The sequence below is a fragment of the Micromonospora sp. M51 genome (assembly GCF_018070305.1).
Lineage (GTDB): Bacteria > Actinomycetota > Actinomycetes > Mycobacteriales > Micromonosporaceae > Micromonospora > Micromonospora parva.
Genome location: NZ_JAGPXZ010000778.1, coordinates 1 through 2,764, shown reverse-complemented (window position 1 = coordinate 2,764; position 2,764 = coordinate 1). Strand labels below are relative to the sequence as shown.

The window sequence follows — 2,764 nt, the reverse complement described above, 5'->3', positions numbered from 1 at the left end:
CCGAGCGCACGGACGTCCACTGGAGGAGGCCTCGCCGCCACGCTGACGCGTATCCGTCACCCATTGAACGAGGTCGACTCGCCGGGCAACCTGCGAGACGGCGATCACGGGCTTACACGCCCAGGCCTCCCACCACTGTTACCTCTTGGCTGGTGAACTCGCCCGTAAGCATCGGCATGGCCTTGCCGATCGCCGCCCTGGTCTCGGGAAGCTGCAACGAGGCGTCGTGCTTCTCCTTGCTCTGCCACACCTCACTCACCCAGATCGTGTCGTCGTCGGTGTCCGAGACGCTCACGACGTACAGGTCGCATCCGACCGTGCGCAGGCCATCAGCGCCGCTCAGCAGGATGTCCACGACGTCATCCCGGTAACCAGGCTTGGCCTTCATCGATCCGATGTAGCCGTACGACACAGCAACTCCTTAAGCGGCGGCGAGCTGATCGGGTTCATGCGACGAGCGCAGAAAGCGCCTCGCAACGGAAACGATTTCTGCGGCCTCGAGCATACTGATCTATCGCTGACAAGGCGCGGCGATCGTGAGCGTGCCCCGATCGACTGCCGAGATGATGGAGGCGTTCGCGTGGTGAGTCAGCGCAGTGCTGTTGCGAGTTCGGTGGCGTTGTCGAACGCGGCTGCCGCCCTTTCTGACTCGTCGTCGGTGAGCGTGACGGACTGGGCGCGGGCCAGCAGTTCGGCCGCGGTGTCCGGGTCGTGCAGCACCATCGCGAGTTCGGCGCGGTAGACCAGGACCTCTACCTGCTCGACCGGGTCGTCGTCGGCCTGCGGGCGGGCCAACGCGCTGTCGAGGATCCGAACGGCCTGGCTGACGCTTCCCCTGGAGTCGGCCTGTACGACGGCATTCGCCAGGGCTTTGGCCAGCCGCCCGGCAGACGTGGCGTCCGGCATGGGGGCGGCGGTGGGGTCCCGGAACACGCGGATCCAGTTGCCGCCCGGGTCGATGACGCTGAATCCGCCCAACCCGTCGGCGTTCTTTCGCGCCCTGGGCCGGGTCATCCGCGGCGTTCCGGACACCAGTACCTTGCCGTACGCGGCGCGCATGCCGGCTGCGAATGCTCGGTGCAGTCCCTCGATGTCCGGGGTGATTACGAGACAGGAGCCGTAGGACTGCTCCGGGTCGAATCCGGCGATCTCGAAGAACTGCAGGTCGATGTCCTCGCGCTGCACCCCCACGCACGGGTTGGGCTTGCGTTGTTTGTACGTGGTGTGGAAACCGAGAACTCCGTAGAAGGTTTCGATGTCGTCGATGGATGCGCACGGCAGCAGGGGAACGGTCCGCTCGTTGGCCATGCCTCCTTCCTAGGCGTCGCGGGGTGTCCGTCGCACATGGAAATAGCTGACCATCGCCTCCGGCCATCCGTTCGGCTGATGACCCCGAACGCAACGACGGTGGCGAGCTGGACACGCCGTCAGACCGGGTCGGCGGCGCGGAGCTGTGGCCACCGCTGCTCGGTCCAGGCCCGCAACAGCCACTCCATCGGTCCGTACCGGAACCGTGCCATCCACGCCGCGCTGGCGGCGAGCTGCGCACCGTAGATGGCGACCGCGATGACGAGGACGACCGCGGGTGCGACGGTGCCGGCGAGGCCCAGTCCGACGCCGGTGAAGACCAGCACACAGAGCAGCGATTGACCCAGGTAGTTCGACAGGGACATCCGTCCGGCCGGTGCGAGTACGGCGACCACCCGCCGGCCCCGGTTGGTCTGGAAGAAGCGGAGAAGGGTGGCGGCGTACGCGGCGGCGAGCAGCGGCGCGGTGAGTACGCCCGCCGTCAGTCCGGTCAGGTTGGCGGTGCCGCCGCCGGAGGCGAAGATCACCGCACCCGCCAGGCCGATCGGATAGCCCACTTGCTGCACCCGGCGCAGGAACTGCCGGTTTCCGACGACGTCGGTGAGCAGCCGGCGCCGCCCGGCCGCGTAACCGAAGAGGAAGGCCGAGAGCGCGAGCGGCCCCTGCACGAGGAGGGTGCCGAACATCGCCGGCAGTTGCCGTACGTGCTCGGTGATCACCGACCCGATTCCGCCCTGTAGTGCCTCGGTGGATCGCTGCCCCGCCGCCAGTGCCGTCGCCGGATCGGTGACCAGCTGGGTTCCGCCGACGGCGGCGAGCGCGAGGACGAAACCGATCCCGCCGGTCAGCAGTACGGCGGCGCGCAGCGCGGTCCCGACGCGGACTCCCCGCATGGCGAGCAGGATCAGGCCGAGCAATGCGTACGTGGTCAGGATGTCGCCCTGGAACAGCAGCACCGCGTGCAGGATGCCGAGCACGAAGAGCCCGGCCAGCCGTCGCCGGAACCGGGGGGCGAAGTCGACGCCGCGCCGCGCGGCGGAGTCGAGTTGGAGCGTGAAGCTGTAGCCGAACAGGAAGGAGAAGAGCAGGTACGCCTTCATCGTGAAGAGCAGCTCGACCAACCACAGGACCGCCTGGTCGCCCCACGAGTCGTGCGCGGGATCCGGCACCAGATGGAAGGGATAGCCGGAGGCGAAGAAGGCGATGTTGACAATCAGGATGAGGAGCAACGCCACGGCGCGCAACGCGTCGACGGCAGCGATCCGGGAGAACGGCCCGGGCGGCCCTTCATTAACGACTGACGGGTCTTTGACGGAGAACTTCACGCGGCTACCCCCGTATCGAACAGTAAATCGAATTCGATGGCTCCCTCCGACCCTACGAAGCGGCAAATCCAGGTGACAGCCGGTGAGCGGGAACGTCGCCGGTGGGGTAGGCCCTACCCCCGCCCCATCAG

Annotated in this window: 3 protein-coding genes; all 3 read right to left on the bottom strand. The window is 67.4% G+C overall.

Annotation, left to right across the window (positions count from 1 at the left end; all coding sequences use genetic code 11):
- Positions 1–112: 112 nt before the first annotated feature.
- Positions 113–412 (bottom strand): putative quinol monooxygenase, encoded by a 300-nt coding sequence (locus tag KBX53_RS28635; protein ID WP_210862688.1) that lies wholly within the window; start codon positions 410–412, stop codon positions 113–115.
- Between the two features lie 176 nt (positions 413–588).
- A complete protein-coding gene (locus KBX53_RS28630; protein ID WP_210862686.1) occupies positions 589–1,308 on the bottom strand; it encodes a VOC family protein in 720 nt (239 codons plus the stop codon).
- A 119-nt stretch (positions 1,309–1,427) separates the two neighbouring features.
- A complete protein-coding gene (locus tag KBX53_RS37210; protein ID WP_210862684.1) occupies positions 1,428–2,633 on the bottom strand; it encodes a DUF418 domain-containing protein in 1,206 nt (401 codons plus the stop codon).
- Between the last annotated feature and the right edge of the window lie 131 nt (positions 2,634–2,764).